Annotated in this window: 24 protein-coding genes; 15 read left to right on the forward strand and 9 right to left on the reverse strand. The window is 73.2% G+C overall.

Annotation, left to right across the window (positions count from 1 at the left end):
* Nucleotides 1-171 (reverse strand): PIN domain-containing protein (locus ACWDRR_RS38535; protein WP_449776990.1); only part of this gene is annotated, 171 nt, incomplete at its 3' end.
* 1036 nt (nt 172-1207) lie between these two features.
* Between ACWDRR_RS38535 and ACWDRR_RS38540 the strand changes: the two genes are divergently transcribed.
* The 9 genes from ACWDRR_RS38540 (at nt 1208) to ACWDRR_RS38580 (ending at nt 8227) form a co-directional block, all read left to right on the forward strand.
* Nucleotides 1208-1957 carry a hypothetical protein gene (locus ACWDRR_RS38540; RefSeq protein WP_449776949.1) on the forward strand — a complete coding sequence of 250 codons (750 nt, stop codon included), beginning with the start codon at nt 1208-1210 and terminating at the stop codon, nt 1955-1957.
* A 41-nt stretch (nt 1958-1998) separates the two neighbouring features.
* Entirely contained in the window at nt 1999-2694 is a 696-nt protein-coding gene (locus tag ACWDRR_RS38545) for a hypothetical protein (protein ID WP_449776950.1), read from the forward strand.
* A 574-nt stretch (nt 2695-3268) separates the two neighbouring features.
* The gene (locus tag ACWDRR_RS38550; RefSeq protein WP_449776951.1) at nt 3269-3871 is read left to right on the forward strand and encodes a carbonic anhydrase; all 603 of its coding nucleotides are present in this window, start codon (nt 3269-3271) and stop codon (nt 3869-3871) included.
* Between the two features lie 43 nt (nt 3872-3914).
* Entirely contained in the window at nt 3915-5390 is a 1476-nt protein-coding gene (locus ACWDRR_RS38555) for a SulP family inorganic anion transporter (protein ID WP_449776952.1), read from the forward strand.
* A 430-nt stretch (nt 5391-5820) separates the two neighbouring features.
* Complete coding sequence (locus tag ACWDRR_RS38560; protein ID WP_449776953.1) at nt 5821-6333, forward strand: nuclear transport factor 2 family protein; 513 nt, start codon at nt 5821-5823, stop codon at nt 6331-6333.
* 116 nt (nt 6334-6449) lie between these two features.
* Complete coding sequence (locus ACWDRR_RS38565; RefSeq protein ID WP_449776954.1) at nt 6450-6677, forward strand: hypothetical protein; 228 nt, start codon at nt 6450-6452, stop codon at nt 6675-6677.
* A 269-nt stretch (nt 6678-6946) separates the two neighbouring features.
* A complete protein-coding gene (locus tag ACWDRR_RS38570; protein WP_449776955.1) occupies nt 6947-7438 on the forward strand; it encodes a DUF2975 domain-containing protein in 492 nt (163 codons plus the stop codon).
* Entirely contained in the window at nt 7438-7659 is a 222-nt protein-coding gene (locus tag ACWDRR_RS38575; protein ID WP_232650045.1) for a helix-turn-helix domain-containing protein, read from the forward strand. Before ACWDRR_RS38570 ends, ACWDRR_RS38575 begins: the two co-directional genes overlap by 1 nt.
* A gap of 115 nt (nt 7660-7774) precedes the next feature.
* Entirely contained in the window at nt 7775-8227 is a 453-nt protein-coding gene (locus ACWDRR_RS38580; protein ID WP_449776956.1) for a hypothetical protein, read from the forward strand.
* A 266-nt stretch (nt 8228-8493) separates the two neighbouring features.
* On the opposite strand, the gene ACWDRR_RS38585 is transcribed toward ACWDRR_RS38580, so the two are convergent.
* Nucleotides 8494-9768, reverse strand: coding sequence for a helix-turn-helix domain-containing protein (locus ACWDRR_RS38585; protein ID WP_449776957.1), 1275 nt, complete (start codon nt 9766-9768; stop codon nt 8494-8496).
* Between the two features lie 219 nt (nt 9769-9987).
* Here ACWDRR_RS38585 and ACWDRR_RS38590 point away from each other — a divergent pair, with 219 nt between their 5' ends.
* Nucleotides 9988-10548: an ATP-binding protein gene (locus ACWDRR_RS38590; RefSeq protein ID WP_449776958.1), complete on the forward strand. Its 561-nt coding sequence runs from the start codon at nt 9988-9990 to the stop codon at nt 10546-10548.
* A complete protein-coding gene (locus ACWDRR_RS38595) occupies nt 10545-11516 on the forward strand; it encodes a hypothetical protein (protein ID WP_449776959.1) in 972 nt (323 codons plus the stop codon). Before ACWDRR_RS38590 ends, ACWDRR_RS38595 begins: the two co-directional genes overlap by 4 nt.
* Here the strand turns inward: ACWDRR_RS38595 and hemC (ACWDRR_RS38600) are convergent.
* Complete coding sequence (gene hemC, locus ACWDRR_RS38600; RefSeq protein ID WP_449776960.1) at nt 11513-12439, reverse strand: hydroxymethylbilane synthase; 927 nt, start codon at nt 12437-12439, stop codon at nt 11513-11515. The genes ACWDRR_RS38595 and hemC (ACWDRR_RS38600) overlap by 4 nt on opposite strands.
* Before the next feature lie 88 nt (nt 12440-12527).
* Between hemC (ACWDRR_RS38600) and hemC (ACWDRR_RS38605) the strand changes: the two genes are divergently transcribed.
* From hemC (ACWDRR_RS38605) to ACWDRR_RS38620, 4 genes are all read left to right on the forward strand, one after another.
* On the forward strand, nt 12528-13241 hold the full coding sequence (hemC, locus tag ACWDRR_RS38605; RefSeq protein ID WP_449776961.1) for a hydroxymethylbilane synthase: 714 nt from the start codon (nt 12528-12530) through the stop codon (nt 13239-13241).
* A 473-nt stretch (nt 13242-13714) separates the two neighbouring features.
* The gene (locus tag ACWDRR_RS38610) at nt 13715-14191 is read left to right on the forward strand and encodes a hypothetical protein (RefSeq protein WP_449776962.1); all 477 of its coding nucleotides are present in this window, start codon (nt 13715-13717) and stop codon (nt 14189-14191) included.
* Nucleotides 14192-14392: 201 nt separating this feature from the next.
* On the forward strand, nt 14393-14908 hold the full coding sequence (locus tag ACWDRR_RS38615) for a hypothetical protein (protein ID WP_449776963.1): 516 nt from the start codon (nt 14393-14395) through the stop codon (nt 14906-14908).
* 126 nt (nt 14909-15034) lie between these two features.
* Nucleotides 15035-15649 carry an SMI1/KNR4 family protein gene (locus ACWDRR_RS38620; protein WP_449776964.1) on the forward strand — a complete coding sequence of 205 codons (615 nt, stop codon included), beginning with the start codon at nt 15035-15037 and terminating at the stop codon, nt 15647-15649.
* A gap of 182 nt (nt 15650-15831) precedes the next feature.
* Here the strand turns inward: ACWDRR_RS38620 and ACWDRR_RS38625 are convergent, their stop codons facing one another.
* The 6 genes from ACWDRR_RS38625 to ACWDRR_RS38650 form a co-directional block, all read right to left on the reverse strand.
* Entirely contained in the window at nt 15832-16203 is a 372-nt protein-coding gene (locus tag ACWDRR_RS38625; protein ID WP_449776965.1) for a fic family toxin-antitoxin system, toxin component, read from the reverse strand.
* A complete protein-coding gene (locus tag ACWDRR_RS38630; RefSeq protein WP_449776966.1) occupies nt 16200-16442 on the reverse strand; it encodes a plasmid mobilization protein in 243 nt (80 codons plus the stop codon). The genes ACWDRR_RS38625 and ACWDRR_RS38630 overlap by 4 nt, the downstream gene beginning before the upstream one ends.
* A gap of 177 nt (nt 16443-16619) precedes the next feature.
* Nucleotides 16620-17060, reverse strand: coding sequence for a lasso peptide biosynthesis B2 protein (locus tag ACWDRR_RS38635; RefSeq protein ID WP_449776967.1), 441 nt, complete (start codon nt 17058-17060; stop codon nt 16620-16622).
* Nucleotides 17057-17314 carry a lasso peptide biosynthesis PqqD family chaperone gene (locus ACWDRR_RS38640; RefSeq protein ID WP_449776968.1) on the reverse strand — a complete coding sequence of 86 codons (258 nt, stop codon included), beginning with the start codon at nt 17312-17314 and terminating at the stop codon, nt 17057-17059. Before ACWDRR_RS38640 ends, ACWDRR_RS38635 begins: the two co-directional genes overlap by 4 nt.
* Complete coding sequence (locus ACWDRR_RS38645) at nt 17314-19188, reverse strand: asparagine synthase-related protein (RefSeq protein WP_449776969.1); 1875 nt, start codon at nt 19186-19188, stop codon at nt 17314-17316. Before ACWDRR_RS38645 ends, ACWDRR_RS38640 begins: the two co-directional genes overlap by 1 nt.
* Before the next feature lie 39 nt (nt 19189-19227).
* A complete protein-coding gene (locus tag ACWDRR_RS38650; protein ID WP_449776970.1) occupies nt 19228-19341 on the reverse strand; it encodes a lasso RiPP family leader peptide-containing protein in 114 nt (37 codons plus the stop codon).
* Nucleotides 19342-19945 lie beyond the last annotated feature (604 nt).

Below are 19945 nucleotides of genomic sequence, written 5' to 3' on the forward strand. Positions count from 1 at the left end.
TTCCAGCTCGGTGACCACGACCACCGGCAGGACGACCTCGTGCTCCTCGAAGCGGGTCATGGCGAGAGGGTCCGCCAGGAGCACGCTGGTGTCGACAACGTACGTGCGCCGGTCGTGTTTGCGGGAGCGGGTCGCCGGCTCGGGCCGGGTGCCGCGGTCTTCGATGCTCATGTGGCGTCTCCTTGGCAACGGGGCTGGTGCCGGGCCTGGAGTGGGTGCGGACGGGAGCTGCTGCCCGCACGACGGGTCGGTTGCTCGCGGTCGGAGGGGTCGGTGGGATCGGGGGCGAGCCGGGCGCAGGCCGTATCGGTGCCGATTTCTGTCATCAGGTGGACACGGTCTGCGGCAGCTGGGCATTCACTCGGGGGAGTCGACGAATGGCAATGTGCATTGCCATGGCGATCGACCCTCTGTGCAGGCAAGGTGCCGGGTTCTGAGGGCTCCTGGCCTTGGATAACGCACCTTCGCCCGATTGTCGGGCGTGGTCGGGAAATCGGTCGTCCAAATCCGGTGGGGCGATTCTCGGGTGGATTCAGGTGCCCGGCCGGCAATCCACGATACGGACGGCCAGTGATATGGGCGTTCCTTTCCAAGAACGATAGTCAGTGATGCGCGCCGCTCAAACGTGAGGTGGATCACAGTCGCATTCGCGTCGGCCGCGCCCGGCGGTCGCCATTCGGAGTGCGGTCGGCCGAGTGCGCGCCGCCGCACGTCCGTGCTCGGCGCCCGGCCGCCCTTCCCGGCCGCCTTTCCCGACCGCCCTTCCCGGCCGCGCGCCAGGGGCGAACCGGTCCGACGCGCGCCCGGGCCCGTGCGGAGGTGTTCCGGCCGGGGCCCCGCCGCAGACCCCGGCGGAAAGCCCGTGGTGACGTGCCGTCAGCCGCCGGCCGGCAGGAGCTCCACCGTCGTGCGCACGCCTCGGCCGCACACAGGAACGGCGGCTGTCCCCGGTGGTCCGCCGGGTCGCGCGGACGGGCACCGGCGGACCTTGACAGCACGCGAACCATCCGACAACAATCCGCTCACCCGGCGCCCGGTCCGCGCACTCCGAGAGCGCCGGACGGCACGATCACACGTCGCGTGCGAGCCCGCGAGGCCGCCCGCCCGCCGGACGCCGGCCCTCACCGGCCCCCCGCCGCCCGGCACCGCCATACCCGGTTCCGCCCCCGCACCTCTTCGCGCACGGCGGCCTGCCAGGAAGACCGCCATGCCCCGATCCACGCCCCGTTCCGGTACCTCCTGCCGTGAGGAGCCCTGCCTTCGTCTCGCCGCCCGCCGACTCCGCTACGCCGCGCTCTGCGCACTGGCGGCCCTGCTCGCTGCCGCCGGCTGCGGCAGCTCCCCGGGCGCGACACCGACCGGTGCTCCCCGCGGCGCTCACGCCCCCGCCCCGGGGGAGCCGTCCGCGACCGCCCCGGCCCCGCCGCTGTCGGCGGCGCAGCTGCCCGATGCCGCCGCCCAGGGCTGGACGCCGCTGCCCGCTGCCGCCGTCCGGCCCGTGACCGGTGACATCCGCCTCAACGAGTGCGCCTCCGTGGTCGGTGCCGTGAGCTGGCAGCAGCTCGCCTACGTGGGCGTCCACCGCACCCCCGCGCTCCAGGAGGTCTTCGCCTTCCGGGATGCCGAAGACGCCCGGGACGCCTACGAGGAGGTGCTGTCCGGGATGAGCGAGTGTCAGGCACTCTCGCGCGCGCTGCAGACGAAGGACGCCCGCGCCGAGGACGCGGAGGTCGTCAGGACGGCAGCGGCCGGTCGGGCCACGGCCTGGTCGCGCCGGTGGGCCGGTGTCGAGGGCCTGTCGGCCGCCGGTCCGCAGATCAATCACCTGTACGCCGTCCAGCACGACACCACGTTGGCCGTCGTCCACTTCGACGAACGGGCCGGCTCCGGGACCACCGCCTACGACACCCGGGCCGACCTCGACGTCCTCACCGCCATCACCCGCCGCCTCGGCTGAACCCGCCCGCAGCCCTGTCACCGATCCACCTGGAGCCCGCCATGTCCGTCCGCAGACTAACCCTCCGACGCTGCCTCACCGGCCTCGTGCTGCTCGGCGTCCCCGCCGTCCTGACCGGTGCCCCGGCCCACGCCGCCTCCTCCGCCGGGGGCGCCATCACCCGCGCCGAGGTGATCGAGCGGGCACAGAGCTGGGTCACCCAGGGCGTGTCCTACGACCAGGGCGCCTTCCACACGGACAGCAACGGCACCTATCGGCAGGACTGCTCGGGCTACGTCTCGATGGCCTGGCACCTCACCGACAGCATGGTCACCCAGACCCTGCCCGACGTCTCCACCGAGATCGCCGCCACCGACCTCGAATCCGGCGACGCGCTCGACTACACCGCCCAGCACGTCATCCTCTTCGGCGACTGGATCGACAAGTCCGCCGGGACCTTCCACTTCTACGCGGAGAGCAACCCGCGCGTCCTCACCAGCCAGTACCAGGGCGACCTCAACGCCAGCTCCCTGGCGGGCTGGCCCACCAGCTACTACACCCCGTACCGCTACGACCGCATCACCGGCACGGGCGCCGACGTCCCCGTGACCACCCCGTCCGCCCCGTCCACCCCGTCCGCCCCGTCGCCCGGCGACGCCCCCTCCACCCCGGGCCCCACGCGGCCCGCCCCCGGTACGGGTGCCGATGGCGACGGCCGGTACCGCTCCGGCTCGCACGCCTGGTGGCACTTCTGGTGACCCGCGTGCGAGGCGGCCGTAGCGGCCCGGCCGCGTGGCCCACCCCTCGCGTACCGCACCGCCGCGAGAGCGGCCGACCCGATGCCCGCCCCGCCCGCGGCCGATCACGCCGCAGGCGGGCTTCGGGCGGACCCCACCGGTTCCTTGGCGGATCTCCAAGCCCCCGAAGATAGTTGACGGACCGTCAATTCACGGCGAGCGCTCGGGTGCGCGTCGAAGCCCGGCGGCGCGGAAGGGCGGCGCGCGGCGCGGGGGTTCGCGCCCGGTTCGACATGCCGTTCGGCCAGGAGAGGCGCCCCCGTCGCACACCAGCACGATGCGGTAACAAGATGTTAACCGGACCGGCGCACAATCCTCCCAGGTGCGGGCTTTACCTTCTTCATGACCGTGCTTTACTAGCACTTGACGAAGCATCAGGTCACCGGGGGATCACCGAAGGTCACCGGCACGCGGGTCCGCCGTGCCCGACGGACGGTGCGGGCCCCGGGTCCGAGGCCTGGACGGACTGTCCCCTGCCCGATCCCGACCGCCCGCCCCGCCGTCCGCCGCGGGAGGCAGAAGGAGGCATACCCTCATGGAACCGTTGATCGACCGTGCCCGCGCCTTCCCCGAGCGCGCCGGCCGGGCCGGCCGCGAGCTCGACGGCCTCGCCACCGGTCAGTCGCCGCAGGCGCTCTTCATCACCTGCTCGGACTCCCGGGTGGTGCCCACCCTGATCACCGGAGCCGACCCCGGCGACCTCTTCGAACTCCGTACCGCAGGCAACATCGTCCCGCCGTACCACGCGGACTCCGCCTCCGGTGAGACCGCCACGATCGAGTACGCCGTGGACGTCCTCGGCGTGCGCGACATCGTGGTGTGCGGCCACTCGCACTGCGGGGCGGTCGGCGCGGTGGTGCGCGGCGACGACCTCAGCGTGACGCCCGCCGTCCGTTCCTGGCTGCGCAACGCCGACCGCGGCGTCCTGCGGGCCGACGGGGCGGACGTCTTCGACCCGACCGTGGCCGGGCCGGTGCAACGACACGTCCTCGCCCAGCTGGACCAGCTGCGCGGCTACCCGGGCATCGCACGGAGACTGCTCGACGGCCGGGTCCGGCTGCACGGCTGGTTCTACGAGGTCCACACCGGGCTGGTGCTCGCGCACCGGGCCGACTCCGGACTCTTCCTCCCGTTGTGACCGGCCCCCTGTCAACCGCCCGCACCGTCAATCCGAGGACCTGATGATTCGTCGTCCCGCCCTCCGGCCCGCCGACTTACGGGCCGACCTGGCCGCCTCCCTCGTCGTCTTCCTGGTCGCGCTGCCGCTCTGCGTCGGGGTGGCCGTCGCCTCCGGCGTCCCGGCCGAACTCGGCCTGCTCACCGGGATCGTGGGCGGTCTGCTCACCGGGCTGCTGCCGGGCAGCAGCCTCCAGGTGTCCGGCCCCGCCGCGGGTCTCACCGTCCTGGTCTTCGCCGCCGTCCAGGAGCACGGGCTCGCCACCCTCGGCGTGATCACCGCCGCGGCCGGGCTGCTCCAGCTCGCCATGGGCGCCCTGCGCCTCGGGCGCCTCTTCCGCGCCATCTCGGTGTCGGTCGTCCAGGGCATGCTGGCGGGCATCGGCCTGGTGCTGATCTCCGGCCAGCTCTACGCCCTGGTCGACGCCAAGGCGCCCAGGAGCGGACTCGACAAGCTCGCGGGTTTGCCCGGCCTGGTCGCCGACACCGCGACCTCGACGCGGGCGCTCACCGCCGCCGCGATCGGCATCGGCACCATAGCCGTCCTGGTGCTCTGGCCCCGGCTGCCCGCCCGGGTCCGGATCGTCCCCGCGCCGCTGGCCGCCGTCGCCGCGGCCACCGCCGCCACCGCGCTGTTCGACCTCTCCGTCGGCAAGGTCGAGGTCGCCGGCCTGGCCGGGGTGATCGACCTCCCCGGCGGCGCCGACCTGGCGGCGCTCGGCAGCGTCGGCGTCCTCGGCACCGTGCTCGCGTTCGCCCTGATCGCCTCGGCCGAGAGCCTGTTCAGCGCCGCGGCGGTGGACCGCCTGCACGACGGCCCGCGCACCCACTACGACCGGGAGCTGATCGCCCAGGGCGTCGGCAACACGGTCTGCGGCGCGCTCGGTGCGCTCCCGATGACCGCCGTCATCGTGCGCAGCGCCGCCAACGTCCAGGCCGGGGCACGGACCAAGGCCTCCCGCGTGCTGCACGGTCTCTGGCTGCTGCTGTTCGCCGCACTGTTCCCCGCCGCGCTCTCGGTCATCCCGCTCGCCGCGCTGGCCGGCGTCCTGGTGCACGCAGGGGCCAAACTGGTGCCGGCGAAGGCCCTCGTCCCGCTGTGGCGGACGCACCGCGGCGAGGCCCTGATCCTGATCGCCACGGCGGTCGCCGTCGTCGCGACCAACCTCTTCGAGGGGGTGCTGCTCGGCCTGCTGCTCTCCGTGCTGAAGAGCGCCTGGGACACCTCGCACCTGCACGTGGACGTCGACGAGCGCGAGGACGGCACGGTCAACGTCACGCTCGCGGGCAACGCCACCTTCCTCCGCCTGCCCCGGCTCCTGGACACGCTGGAGCGACTGCCCGCCGGCCGGACCGTCCACCTGGACCTGACCGGTCTGCGCCACCTCGACCACGCCTGCCGGAGCGCGCTGGAGACCTGGGAGGAACGCCACAACCGGGTGGGCGAGGCGGTCGTCGTCCGCGTCCCGGTCGGCGTCTGACCGAGGCCGCGCGTTTCGGTGGCCGTTCCGGGGCCACGGTGGACGAAGGGGGCCGTGGTTCTCTTCCCCCAGGTCCGACGGGAGCCGGGTGCGGACGACCTCCGCGGTGGAGCCGATCGCCGTGTCCGAGCGCCTCGGCGCGACCTCGGGCGCCTTCCGTGCCGCCGGACCGGGCCCGCCCGGTCCGGCGGCACCGTGAGCTGCGCCCGAGCCCGCCGCCGATCCGGGGCCCGTCGCGCCGAGCGCCACGGACGGTTCCCGGTCCTCGTCCCCGGAGCCGAACGGCACGCGGGCCTTCGGCCGGACCGGGCGAACAGGTGTGGACAGGTCTGAACAGTCCCCGCGCCCGGTCGGGCCTGGAAAGTGGACACCGCCCGACGGGAGCCTGTGCGCCATGAACGTTGCGCGTACACCCCGAAGGAGCACCACCATGACGTCCCGCCCGTCCCGCGCCGTGACCGTGCTGGTCGCCGCCGCGGCCCTGAGCGGCACCGCCGCCACCGCCACCTCCGCCTACGCCGCGACCACCGAACGGCGGCCGCCGGGGATCGTCGCGGACTGGGTCCGGGCCTGGAACGGCACCGACCCGCAGGCGCTCGGCGCCCTGTTCACCATGGACGGCAGCTACGCCGACCTGGGTGTGGGCGTCACCTTCCACGGCCGCCGGGAGATCTCCGGGTGGAAGGCCCGCGCCGACAGCCTCATCGACAAGGTCCACGTCGCCGTGCGCACCGCCCACCGCGCGGGCGACCGCATCACCGTCAAGGCCGTCTACTCCGGCCACCTCAAGGGCGCGCCCAAGCCCTTCGCCGTGCCGATGACCACCCTCCTCGACCTCGACCGGAGCCGGTGCCGGATCACCTCCGACGAGGACCACTACAGCATCGCCACCGTCCTCGCCCAGTCCGGTCTGCCCGCCGACTGGACCCCGCCCACCCCGTGACCGGCCCCGTCCTCGCCCGGCCCGCCGCTCCTGGCTCCCGGACACCGGCCTCGCCCGACCGGGCCCGCGGACCACAGCACCCCACCCCCGAGCACGACCATTCGATGGAGGACCCGATGTTCGCCAAGCAGGACGAGCTGCCGCGCCCGTTCGAGAACCACGACGAGGCACAGGACGAGAAGCTGGAGTCGAAAGCGGCGAGGAAGGCGATGAAGAAGCGCCGGCGCACCCGGCGCCGGGCCGTGGAGGTCGTGGCCTACACGGGTCTGGGAATGGTCGCGCTGACCGAGCCCTGGGCGCTGCTGCTCGTCGTGCCGGCCCTGCTGCTCGCGCTGCGGGACTGACCCGGCCCGCCGGACCCGCCCGACGGGGAGCCCGTCACCCGCACCGCGGGGTGGCGGGCTCCCGGGCCTGCTGCCAGGAGGAGGACGCGGCGGGCACGGGCTGAGCCGGCGGTCGCTCCCCGGCAGGGCGGCGCCCGGCCCGTTCGGGCCCTCAGCCGTCTCCGTCCCGCGCCCCGCTGGCATCCGCATGCTGCGCCCGTCCATCCCGACACTTGCTTCACCTATCGATATTCGATAGTTTCCCATCGCAACTCGATGGAAGGACGGCAATGGGAAAGCTGACCGTGCGTGCGCTGCGCGCCGTGCTCGTGGTGGTGCTCGCCGGCACCGTGTTCGTACAGGCGTCGATGGTGTGGGTGTTGGTCAGCGGGAGCGACCCGGAGGACGGGTCGGTCCCGCTGACCCCGCTGCGTGTGATCACCATCCTGGGGATGCTGTCGGCCCAGGTCGCGCTGGTCTGTGTCTGGCGGCTTGTGGCGATGGTGCGACGTGGGACCGTTTTCTCCCCCGCCGCCTTCCGGTACGTGGACGGCGTGATCGGCGCGATCGTGGCGGCCGCCCTCGTGTGGTTCGCGGTCACGGCCATCAACGCGCCGGGCCAGCGGGAGGACCCGGGCGTCACCGTGATCATGGCCGGCATCGGCCTGGCCATCCTGGGGGTCGCGCTCATCGTGCTCGTGCTGCGGATGCTGCTCGCGCAGGCCGTTGCACGCGACGTCGAAGCGGCGCAGCTGCAGGGCGAGTTGGACGAGGTCATCTGATGCCGATCGCCGTTGACATCGACGTGATGCTGGCCAGGCGGAAGATGTCCGTGGGCGAGCTCGCGGAACGCGTAGGGATCACCCCCGCCAACCTGGCCGTACTCAAGAACGGCCGCGCCAAGGCGGTGCGGTTCGCGACGCTCGCCGCGCTGTGCGAGGTGCTCAAGTGCCAGCCGGGCGACCTGCTGCGCTGGGAGGCCGAGGACGCCGCGGGCGGATGACGCGGCCCGGGCCGGGCGTGCATACGCGCCCGGCATCACCGGCCCGTGACGCGGCATGCCGACCGCGATGGCACGCAATGGCAGGCGAGACGTGCTCGACCAGTGAAGGAACGCAGTGATTGATCTCCGGTTCTCCGCGGCCGGTACGGGCGGAGCCGACCGAGGCCCGCGCGGGAAGATGGACTTCTCGTCGGCGGACCTCTATGACCTCACGTCCGAGGCATTCTGGGGGCCCTACACCTTCGTTGTCGACGGAGCCGACTTCAGTGGCATGGGGCCGATCCTCGATCTGGCCCTCGGGTTCCTTGACGCTTCGCGAAAGCTGGCATCGAACCGTCGCGCGACGTACTCGGCTGCGGCCGGCGCCGGCGAGTACGTGTTCGAACGCCGCGGCAGCGAGGTGCGGGTCCGCCGGGAACGGTACGCGACCGGAGCCGTGGGATACGAAGAACTCTGCACGGCTGCACAGGAGTTCATGACGCAGGTGCTGGACGGACTGACGGAGAGGTTTCCCGACCTCAAGGTGAACCCCGAGATCAGGAGACTACGGAGGTCCGGCGGGGCGTAGCCGACCCTGAGCGCCATGGCGGCGGGGCGCCTTCCGGCGCCCCGCCGCTCCTTGACTCCGCCGGGAAGAGCCCGCCCCGCTGCGGACCGCAGGGCACCCTCAGCCTGGTTGGGCGGCCTGGCTCGACGGGCGGCCCGGCCGGGCTGAACAGCACGCCGGCGCCGACCTCAGTAACCGCGGAAGCGGAGCCCGGGGCCTGACGGCGGCTCGGTATTCACTGGTGGAACGTGAACGCCGGACCCTGCCCCCGCTACGGCGGAGCCGCGTCAACAAGCCAGGGCCTCGCCGAGCCGTGTGTGGGCCGGTCCGGCGAGCGTGCGGTGCAGGGCCTCGGCGCGGGACCGGACCAATCCGTCCCGGTACGCCGTCGGCAGCTGCTGCCACACCCCGATGGCGATGTCAGCAGCGGCGGCAGGGTCGCCGTCCATGCTCAGACAGGTCGCGGCGTCCATGGTCAGCAGGGCCCGGGTCATGACGGACGGCGACCTGGTGAGGGCGAGAGCTGCTTCCTGTTCGGCGTTCGCCTCACGGGTGCGACCCATCAGCGTGAACGCCTGCGACAGGTGGACGTGGTGCTTCTGCAGCGGGTAGCCGAACCAGGTGTCGGCCGCCTGCGCGGTGTTGAGGTGTTCGGCGATGTTGCGGGCGTCGGCGACCGCGCGAAGGGCCCCTTGGTGGTCACCGGTCGAGGCGAGCGCCCGCGCGGTGACGGCGGCGGCCAGTGCGGCCGCCGCCGTCGGGGTCCGGCCGGCCTCCTGGCGGGCGCTGATGGCCAGATCCGCGGCTGCGTTCGGGGCTCCGTAGTTGAGCGGGAGCATCGCGCGCCGGGCCAGGACCCAGGCCAGCATGTGCCGGTCGCCGGACTCGCGGGCGGCCTTCGCGGCGGTGGCGAACCAGCCATGGGAGTCGCGCTGGTCGCCCCGGTCGTGCTGGATGATCGCGACCAGGCCGGTGATCCCAGCCGCTGTTCGGGCCAGGTCGGTACGGGTGCCAGCGGGGTGCGGGCGGCTGAGGGCCTCCTGCAGGAGGCCGAGGTCCTGGCGCATCTGGGACAGCACGAGCCCCGGCGCCCGACCGTGGTAGCCGCCGCGGTGGCGTTCGAACGCCCCGTCGAGGTAGGCGAGATCGCTGGTGTCGGAGCCGGACAGTCCGGCGTCGATCCCCTCTCGCGCCTCCGCGATGCCGGGCAGCGCGGCAACCCCTGTCGCCAGTGCCGCCGCGCCGAGAAACCGTCGTCGATTCACCGCCGTACCCTCCTCTCCTTCGTCTTCGACCGGCTGCTGGTGAAGCCTGCGCCGACGCCGTGAGGCGGCCACCGCTCGGGCGACCTCCTCCGCCGAGAGCCCGTACCCATCAGCAAGCAGCTGGTGCCACCTCGGGGTCGGCAACCGTCGCTCGGTCTCCCAGCGCTTCAGGTTCTCCGGGTCGAACCACGTACCGCCCTGAGCTTCCTGTAAGAGCAGGGCCTGCTCGTCGCGGGTGAGTTCGGCTGTCTCCCGGATCCGCCTCAGCACGGCGCCGATACCGTCTGGTTCCATCATGCCCGTCCCCCACGCCTTTCACTGACTGGTGCCCGATCCTGGCCCCCCAAAGCGGCCCCCCGCGTGAGAAATGCACCCCTTGGTGGCACCACCGGTGCCACCACGGACAGTAGTTGACTGTGTACCGGCCGGGTGGGCGAGATCAATTCCTTCCCCCCGCACGGCTCGTCCAAGCCCCAGCCCCAGCCTGACGCCCCGAAGGGTTCCTCCGACATGCCCGTGTGCAGCAGCAGTTTCTTCCTGGTCCACGACCCCGCCTCCGTCCCCGTCAGCCGACAGCGGCTCGACCGGCTGATCAGACAGTGGGAGGTCCGTACGGACAACGACAGCCGTCTGGCCCTGGACACCGTGATCTCGGAACTCGTCACCAACGCGGTGCGGCACACCACCGGAACGATGCTCACCGTCGTAGTGCACGCCAACCTCGACCTGCGGCGCCTGATCATCGAGGTCCACGACGGCTCGCAGGTCATGCCCCGCCACCAGGTCTCCGGCCCGGAGGCCGAGGCCGGCCGGGGCATGTTCCTGGTCGAGCGCCTGGCCCTCGCCCACGGGGCCGAGCACACCACGCGAGGCAAGAAGGTCTGGGCCGAGGTCGCCCTGCCCGACCAGCCGCTCACCAGCCTCCAACGTCCCGTCCGCCCCCCGCAGGGCGGCCCGCGCGGTGATCCGCCGCCTGGCGGACGGCCCCCGCCGCCCGTCGATACACCCGCCCGCCCTGGCCGCCTCCGGCGGCCACTGATTCACGCGCCCGCTGCCGCGATCGAGGGGACGACATGACCATCACCCAGTACGGCACCGCAATCGGCGACGTTGCCCGGCTCCACGGCCGGGCCGCTGTCCGCAGCTTCCTGGAGGACCCCCCGCTGACGGCGGCCGACCTGTCGATGGTCCTGCTGGTCCGCGAGGACAGCGAGGACGCCGATCGGCCGATGCCGACCGTCACAGTGGCCGAGATCCCGAGGACGGTGCGCGACCTCGCCGCCCTGGGCATCCGCTCGGTCAAGGTGTTCGCCAACAGTCTGCGCCGCGACGCCGAGGCGTCCGGGGCCGTTGCACCGGACAGCCTGATGGTGCGGGCCATCCGCGCCGCCAAGGACGCGGAGCCGGGCATCGCGGTGATGACCGAGAACTGCCTGTGCGGCCACACCGACACCGGCGAGTGCCACCTGACCAGCGGCGGCCGGATCGACCTGGACCGCACAGCGGCGATGATCGCCGCTCAGGCCGTCATCCAGGCCGGGGCCGGAGCCGACATCGTGGGACCGGCCGCGATGATCCGAGGCACCACCGCCTGCGTGCGCCAAGCCCTGGACGAACACGGCCACCGCGATGTGGCGACCATGCCGCACCTCATCTTCGACTCCGCCCTCTACGAAGGCTATCGGGCCACCATGCGGGCCACCCCCGCCTCCGGCGCCCACCGGCCGTTCCAGATCAGCCCGCGCCAGCCGGAGACCGCGGTGGACACCGGACTGGCCTTCATCGGCGAAGGGGCGGACATGCTGCTGCTGGAGCCGGGGATGTTCTCGGTGGACGTGCTCGCCAGCCTCAAGCAGAAGACGGCGGTGCCGCTGATGCCGTTCTCGGTCTCCGGCGAGTACACACGCCTCGCCCCACTCGACCAGGGCACCGGGCGGCGGGACTTTCGCCCGCTGCTGGAGCTGTTCACGATGCTCAAGCGCTCCGGCGCCGACCGGATCATCACCTACGCTGCCGGTGACCTCGCCCGGCTGCTGACCGGCTAAGCGGCCGGGCGGATCTCCGACAGGATCACCTCGGCGCCCTGGTCCAGGAGAAGGCCGGCCACCTGGATGCCCAGCTTCTCCGGCTCCGAGACGGGGCCGGAGAAGCCGGCCTCCACCTGCTTCGTCCCGTCCAGGGAGGTGACCTGCGCGTGCAGCGACAGCGTGTCGCCGGTGGCCTTCGCGTAGGCGCCGACCGGCACCGAGCACCCGCCGTGCAGCTCGCCGAGCATCGCCCGCTCGGCCCGCACCTCCGCGTCCACCACCGGGTCGCCGGTGTCGGCCAGGATCTCGCGGGCCAGCTCGTTGTCCTCGCGGATCTGGATTCCCAAGGCGCCCTGGCCGGGGCTCGGGAGGAACTGGTCGAGCGGCAGTAGCTCGCCGATCGCGTCGCCCAGGTCGAGCCGCACCAGCCCGGCCGCCGCCAGAACGACGCCGTCGAGGTTCATCGTCTTGAGCTTGTTCAGCCGGGGCGGAACGTTGCCGCGGATCGGCACGAACACCAGGTCCGGGCGCACATGCCGCAACTGCGCGATCCGGCGGGCCGCGGAGGTGCCGACCCGGCCGCCCTGCGGCAGACCCGCCAACGTGCTCCCACACAGCGCGTCCCGCACCTCCTCCCGGCCGGGCGGGGGCAGCAGGATCAACCCGGGCGGGTTACTAGTGGGCAGGTCCTTCAGCGAGTGGACGATCACGTCCACCTCGCCCCGTACCAGCGCGGCTTCCTGCTCGGTGGAGAACGCGGAGCCGCCTGAGCGTGCCGACACCTGGGACAGAGCCGCCTTCCGGTCCCGGTCGCCGCCTTCAAGGATCACCTGATGGCGGAACTCGACGTCGGGGAAACGCTCGCGCAACGGCGCCAGGAACTCCTTGACCTGCGCTCGCGCCAGGTGACTGGCCCGGGATCCGACAATCAGCGTCCGCATTCCCCAACTCCAAGCATCTGAGCAGATGTTGACCGCATGCTACTCGAACATGACCCGACCTTATTCCGACGGTATGTCGGAATCGTGAATGGAGATCGAATGCCCTCCCCCCCGCCGCACGATCCGCATCGGCGCCCGTGCCTCGGCCATGTCGCTCGTCCAGGTCGCCCGCGTCCGTGCCGACCTTGCCGCCCTCCACGCCGACCTGGACACCGAACTGGTGTTCCTCGTCGCGGCCGGCGACCGCGGTCCCGGTGAACAGGCCGAGCTGCACGACAGGGGCGCCTTCACCGGCGACATCGAGGAGGCCCTGCTGAGCGGGGTCTGCGACCTCGCGGTGCACTGCATGAAGGATGTGTCCGGTGACCCGCTGGTCACCCCGGGCACCGTCTTCGCGGCCTACCCCGAGCGGGCGGACATCCGAGACGCCCTGATCCACCCCGGCGGCCTCACGCTCGACCACCTGCCGCCCGCCACCCGGGTCGGCACCTCGGCCGTGCGGCGTGTCGCCCAGCTCACCCGCAGCCACCCCCACCTGGAACTCGTGCCGATCCGTGGGACGGCGAACCTGCGGCTGGCCGCTCTTGACGCCGGGAAGGTGGACGCCCTGGTGCTGGCCGCCTCGGGGCTGGCGCGGATCGGAGAAGAGCACCGGATCAGCGAAGTACTGACCGTTGAGCAGATGTGCCCGCCGCTGGGGGCCGCCGTGCTCGGCCTGCAGTGCCGCGAGGACGACACCGACCTGATCAACCTCCTCGCCCCGCTCGGCGACCGCGCGACGACCCGGGAGATCGCCAAGTAGGCAGACGCGACCCACGTGATCGTATTGCTCTCTTCGCAGGGTGGGGCGTCTGCGCATTTCGGATACGTGGCCGCCATGCGAAATTCACAGGGCGGGGTCTACTCGCATAGACGGCCTCGGGTCATCCTGGAGACCCGTACCGCTTCCCGCACGGTTTCCGTACCGGGTCTGGCACCGTTCGCCAGGGTGTGCCCTGCCTCGGGGCCGTCTGTCGTCCTGTCACCGTGCTGGCCGACGGGGCCCTGTCGATCCCTGCGGACACGATCGGGGCCGGGCGGATCCTCCGTCGCCCGGGCGCCGGAGCACGGCCGCGTCACAGCACTGCCGCACGGCACGTTGCACGACCCCCTGCCCGGTCGGCCCTGCCCGTCCGGCGCTCGACTGCCCGCCCGGCGGGCCGAGGCCGGCGTGTCCGGTCGGTGACGAGCGGGGGTGCCCCTGTCCGAGGTCCACCGTCCTCACCGGGAGAGCAGATGAAGCCCCGCACCGCAGTCACCGTCGTCGCCCTGGCCATGGCCGGGCTCGCCGTCTCCGCGCCCACGGCCGGCGCCAGTGGTACCAAGGTGTCGCAGTCGACGGCCGCCGCTCAGTTCAGGAACGCCGGCATCACCTGGAGTTCCAGCGGCGGTTGCACCACCCGGTCCAACTCCACCTGCACCTCGTTCGAGCAGATCAACTCCGGCACGGTGAGCACGATCATCACCCTCAAGCAGTCCAGCGGCTGTGCCATCAACATCACGGGCGGCACCGAGGTGGGCCACGCCTCCGGCACCTACAGCCACTACAACGGCTACAAGGTCGACATCTCCCGCAACTCCTGCATCGACGGCTACATCCAGAACAGCTTCACCTACATCGGCTACCGGGGCGACGGCTACCCGCAGTGGAAGGCGGCCTCGGGCAACCTGTACTGCAACGAGGGCAGCCACTGGGACATCCTGGCCTACTGACGCCGGCCTCCGGGGGCGGCGTCCGGACGGCCCCGCCCCCGGGGGAGCGCCCCGGCGCCCGGCCGGTGCCGTGGCGGGAGGTCGTCCCGCGGATCCCCGTCGGCACCGGCCCGTCGTGTCCGGGTCGAACCCTGGCCGGGTCGCCGGCCGTAGAAGGGAGGAGGAGTACGGATCAGCCGAACCAGCCCGCGGGAGTGACCGATGCCGAAGTACCGAGGCGCCCACCGGATCACGGTGACCGGTGTGCAGGCCGAGTGGCCGCAGCGCGCCGTGGTGACCGTCCGGGGCGGTGGAACCGTGGTGGTGCCGGGGGTCCTCGGCGCCAGCGAGCTGATCGATGCCGAGGACTGGGACCTCGCCGTCGAGTACGAGTACCAGGGCGACTGGGGACCCAGTGTCCGCGCCGTGGTGGGTCGGTGGGAGGAGCACGGCGCCACCCGCAGCCAGGTGGTCCGCTGCACCGACCGCGACGGGGTCGGCGGTCCCGGGGGCCGCAGCCTGGTGCTGCGGATCGACCGGGAGGACCCGCGCCCGCCGGCGGCTCCCGAGGTGGCGTCCGCCCCTTGGCGGGCCAGCACCGAGTCGGCCGGCCGCCAGGAGGTTCCGGGCCGGGGCGGCGCCCGTGTCAGCACCTCCGGCTCCGACCTCCCGCCGGTGCGGACCGCCGATGTGTCCACCGCCTCCCGCCGTTTCAACACCGCCTCCGGCGGTTGGTAGACCGGGGCGTCGTCGTGCGGCGGGCCCGGCGGTGCTGGCCGCGGCCCGACCGGCTGCTTCCGGCCCGCGTCCTCGACGGTTCCGGCGGTCGGCCCCGTCATCGCCGGATGGGGCAGACTGCCCGCCATGACAACAGTTGATCACGATGTCCCGACCGCATGGGGCCGCATCAGCACCTGGCTCGCCGCCCATGTCCGGCCGGAATCGGCCAGGCCGATGACCGATGGCGCGCGCCTGGCTGCGTTCGAGGCGGACCTCGGCCTTCCGTTGCCGGCCGACCTGCGGGCGTGGTGGCTGCTGCCCGACGCCGTCGAGAGCCACTGGATGCCGGGCGAGTTCGCTCCGGTCCCGCTGGGGGAGGCGTTGGAGACCCACGCGATCTGGTTGTCGGTCGCCGAGCAGGAGGGCGAGTCGTTCGACGAGAACGGGCAGCCCGAGGCTCGCTACCTGCGCGAGTACATGCCGATCGCGCTGGGTCCCGGCGGCGACGGCCTGATCGTCGATCTCCGGCCCGGTGACACGCACGGCGCCGTGCTCCTCTGGGACCACGAGACGTGGGCCCTGGACACTCCCCAGTGGGCCTCGGTGACCGCGATGCTCCACGACATCGCCAACGCGCTCGAGACCGGGGCGCCGGTCCTCCTGGACCACGCGAGCCTCGGCGGATCCACACGGCCCTGCGCCCCCACGGTCGACGGCGCCCTCGAACTCACCTGGCAACCGACCACCCCGGTCGGATGATCAAACCCGTTCCATTGGACGCGTCGACCCCCGTGCCGTGTCTGCGGCAGGGGGTCCGAGTCCGGTTCCGGAGCGTCAGCGAGCTTGTCCGCCCCGACCGGAGCACTCGGGGACGGGCCCGAGGGAGAGGCAGGCGCACCCCGGGCCCGGCGGCCGCGCGCGGGAGTTGCGGGCGGAGGTCGTCAGCGGTACCAGGTGCGGATGGCGGTGGCGGTCTCGCGGACGTCGGCCTGTCCGTCGCGGATCCGGCCGGCGAGTTCGACGGCCTGCTTGGGCTCGGCGGTGACGATGACGCCGGAGCCGGCGAGGTAGGAGGCGGCGACGACCGCGGCGAACTGCTCGTTCGCGAACTCGAGGGCCGGTACGCGGATCAGCTGGTGCATGAGCGCCGCGGCCCGCTGGTGGACGGAGCCGTAGACGGGTACGTCCATGACCTCGTCGAGGTGGCGGGCGATCGCGGCGGCCAGCGTGCCGTAGTCGGTGATGTCGGGATCGGCGGGGAGGAACTGGTGGGCGATGTCCAGCAGCCAGGCCCGGTCGACGCGCAGGATCACGCGGCGTCCGCCGCCCCGGCACGCCCGCTGCGCGGGTAGGGGCCGAACTCGGCCTCGAACGCGGGTGCCCACGCCTGCGAGAAGTGCGCCGCCGCGGTCAGGAACCGCTCCCGCCGCTCGTCGGCCTCCTCGGCGAGGACCTTGCGCGCGTAGTCCGGCAGGGACATCCCCGCGGCTTCCGCACGCTGTTCGAGCGCCTCGTGCGCCTCGTCGTCCAACCGCACGTTCAGTTGCTTCATGGCCGCAGCGTAGCGACACGTACACCGCGCTACAACCACGGGACGGGTCGCGCCCCGGAGTCACTCCCGCCGCCCGCCCGGCCCGCCCACTGACTGCGGGCAGGACGGTCGGCCCCCCTTCCGGGCCGGCGGGGCCCGCGTCCGGGTGCTGTGCGGCGCCGTGGACGGGCCCGGGCGTCACCGCGCCGCTCGTTCGGCGGCGCCGCGGTTCGCCGGTGCGACCGTGATCACCGGCCGGAAGTGTGCCAGCTCGGCCGGTTCGCCCACCGGGGCGCCGTCGGCCTCGATCCAGGCGTGCGCCCGGAACGGGGCGAGCCGCACACCGGTGCGCCAGGTCGGCCAGCTGCCGTGCAGGCGGCAGAGCAGGGCGGCGGCCAGTGAGCGTTGCAGGCACCCCTGACCGGCGCAGCGCACGCTGAGCGCCACCACGGCCTGCCGGGCTGCGCCGGCCTGTGCCGGGGTGGCCGGCCGGGCGCCGCGCCGCAGCTGCAGCAGGAGCCGGCGGATCCGGTGCGGCGGCAGTGTTTCGAGGACCCGGGCCAGTGCGATCGCGGTGAGCACGGCGGGACGGCTGCGCCAGGGCGGTCGGGGGAGCGGGTCGGCGTGCGGCAGGCTCATTCGGTGATCAACCCGGCGGCGGTGAGGCTCCGGTGCAGGCTGTCCACATCGGTGCGGGCCTGTTCGGCGGTGACCGGGTAGCGCTCGGCCAGGATCTCGGCGGCCTGCTGCACCGAGCGCCCGTCGATCAGCGTGTGGAGGATCAGGACTCCCGTGCGGTTCAACTGGAAGTAGCGGCCGGCTCGTTCGTCGAGCAGGACGCCCCCCGTCTCGGTCTCGGTCAGCGTCACGTCCGCGCGCAGCCTCGCTGCCATCAGTGCCCTCCAGGGATCGGTTCGGTGCTCGTACCTGCGGTGCGTCCGCCGGTCCCGCGTCCGCCGTGTGCGGAGGCGGAGGCGGGGGCGGGGGCGGGGGCCGTGCGGTGGGCGGTCCGCGCGCGGAGCCACTGCTCGCAGCCGAGCGTCGCGTCCAGCGCGGCGTAGGAGGTGCCGGGCGGGTAGAGGCCGACGCAGGCCCGGCGCAGCGAGGCGGCGTCGATCAGCCCGGCCTCGGCCAGCGCGCTCCGCTCGGTGAGGTCGGCCAGTTGGCGGCGGTGGCGGGCCAGGCCCTCGTGCGCGTCGGGGCTGAAGTCGCCCTTGCCCGGCCGGCGCAGCAGGTGCGCGGGCACGACGCCGGCCACCGCGCGGGTCAGGAGCGGCTTGTAGGCGAAGGGGGTGCCGCGCAGCGCGGGGTCGGCGGCCAGGCAGGCCTCCAGCACGTGGTCGTCCAGGAACGGCACGGTGTACGGCGTGCCGACCCGGGCGGTGAGGTCCACGGCCTGCCGCATCGCCGCGGCGCTGTGGTGCACCATGTGCAGCATCTGGTGCTGCGCGTGTTCGGGAGCGAGCGGCTCGGCGCCGGCGACGGCGGCGAGCACCTGGGCCCGGACGGTGCGGATCGTCTCGGCGCCGGCCCACGGGGGCAGGCGCGGCGGCATGCCCCAGCCCAGCAGCGTCGTCCCGGGCGGCGGGGTGACGGCCTCGATGTGCTCGGCCGCGTCGGCCAGCCAGTCCCGGTAGCTCCGTCGGTCGGCCAGCGCGCGCAACGACCGGCCGAGCGGCCAGCGCAGTCGGGCCCGGTGGCCGTGCAACTGTCGTGCCGCCGTGACCGGGTGGCGGCGCGCGAGCATGCGCAGGTGGGCGGGCATGAGCTGCAGCACCTCGTCGCCGCCTTCGCCGCTGATCCGCAACCGCGCGCCGCGGGTGCCCAGTTCGCGGGCCACGTGCTCGTCGCGCGCCCGGGTCCTGGTCCAGGCGAACGGCTCGTCGCCCTGCTCACCCGGATGCTCCAGGCCGGCGAACATCGCGGGGAGCGTGTCGGCCCCCACCAGGAGGCGGGAGCCTGGCAGTTCGGCGGCGGCCGCGTCCGCCCACCGGGCGTCGTCGTGCAGCCGGTCGACGGAGCCGAAGGTGACGGTGAGCAGCTCGCCCGGCCCTCGCGCGGCGAGGAAGCTCAGCGGTGTGGAGTCCAGGCCGCCGGACAGGTCGCTGGCGACCAGTCCGCCGCAGGCGGTGCGAGCGGCGACGGCCCGTTCCAGCGCGGCTCCCAGTGCTTCGGCGGCCTCGGCGGGCGGGCGCCGGGGCGCGGGCGGACGCCAGCGGCGCACGGTGCGTACGGGGCCGTCCGGGGCCAGCAGCGCGCTGTGGTCGTAGGGCACCGATGCGACGCCGGTCCACAGGGGGAGCAGGGTCAGCGGGTGGGGCAGCGGGTGGAGCAGGCGCAGGGCCAGCCGCTCGGTCGCGACGGACTGCCCGGTCAACTCGGCGAGGACGTCCGCCCGGTCGGCGAGGACCGGTACGCCGCGCAGCCGCGCGTGGTGGAGCCGGCGCAGTCCGGAGAGGGTGCCCTGGGCGCGGACCGTGCCGTGCGCGCTGACCAGCAGGTGGAAGCTGCCGTCCAGCCGGTCCGCGAGCGGGCCGATGTCGGCGCCGTCCGGCCGCTCGACATGGCGGCGCAGGGTGGTGAGGTCGGCGCTGCTGTGGCCGAGCACGGCCACGTGCACCCCGCCGGCCGCCGCGTGGACGAGCTCCGTCGCGGACCAGTCCCCGACGATCCAGGGCCGGCCCGAGGGGTGGTGCAGGACACGGGACGCGCCCGTGTCCTGCACCGCGGCCACGGCCGAGGGTGCTTCGGTGTCCGGTAGGACCACGAACCAGGTCCTCGGGTGACCGCTCATCGTCCGGGCCTCTCAGATGAGGTAGAAGCCGTGGCCGTCGAAGACGTCGCCGATGATGAAGCCCCGGGTCAGCTCGGCGAAGTCGCCCAGCTCGATCAGCATCGGGGGCTCGTAGACGTCAGTCATGGCAGTTCCTTTCGTTTGACGTGGACATGCTCTCGCCGGTCGGCTGGGCGCCATCCAATCAGCGGGGCCGTTCGCCCGCCAACGGGGGCGCACGCGCGCCGCGCCACATCCCGCCACCGGTGCCCCGGCGGCATCCGTCCGGGCTTCGGGTGCCGTCCGGACGGACACCAACCATCGCCGGAGTCCGATGCCGCGCAGCAGCTGATGGCACGTGCCAGTGGCCTGTCCGGGCCCTCGGGCGGCCGTCTCGATGACAGATTTTGACCGTTCACACGGCTACCGGTTGTCACGGGGCGCACGCGAACAGCTCTCGTCGCAGTCCGGAACGGCCGGAACCGCACCGCTGCGCCGGTCGGTTCGCGCCTGCGGCGCGCACGCGAGCCGGGTCCGCCCGCCCCCTGGGGCGTGATCGTCCCGGCCGGGCGGGGCCCGGTGTCCGCGCGGAGGTCCTGAAGCGTGGGAATGCGGAATTCCCTTGCCCGGTCGATGAATTGGCGATGTGTCAGAAGTCCGGGGGCGGGTGCTGCGACGCGCCGTTCGGTCCGCCGGGCGGCGCGGACGGGACCGCCGTGGTGACGCTCCCCGGAACGCTGCGAGCACGTTC

This window comes from Kitasatospora sp. NPDC003701 (genome assembly GCF_053587085.1).